This is a genomic window from Paenibacillus sp. MER TA 81-3 (genome assembly GCF_023713585.1).
Taxonomy (GTDB): Bacteria; Bacillota; Bacilli; order Paenibacillales; family Paenibacillaceae; genus Paenibacillus_B; species Paenibacillus_B profundus.
The window spans coordinates 1-255 of the sequence record NZ_JAMAWB010000138.1 but is presented as its reverse complement, the minus strand read 5'-3'; the positions used below and the strand labels follow the sequence as shown (position 1 = coordinate 255).

Genomic DNA, 255 nt, shown 5'->3' with positions numbered 1-255 from the left:
CATAGCAGCTTAAAAGCTTATTCAGGAGGAGCGAAAGCGATGACGAAGGGGCGTTCGACGACTTGGCAGGAACGGATCGATATTGTGCAATACTGTCTTGCTCATCAGCATGACTACCATAAGACAGAGGACCATTTTCAGGTCTCCTACCAGCAAGTCTACCAATGGGTGAAGAAGTTTGAAGATGGCGGTCAGGATGCGTTAAAGGATGGACGGGGAAGAAAGAAAGCGCCGGAGGAATTAACAGAGGCCGAT

General features: G+C 49.0%; 1 protein-coding gene. It reads left to right on the top strand.

Annotated elements, in window-relative coordinates:
• Positions 1 to 39 precede the first annotated feature (39 nt).
• Positions 40 to 255, top strand: a 216-nt coding sequence (locus tag M3650_RS31590; protein WP_251580311.1) for a helix-turn-helix domain-containing protein, incomplete at its 3' end; no start/stop codon positions are given.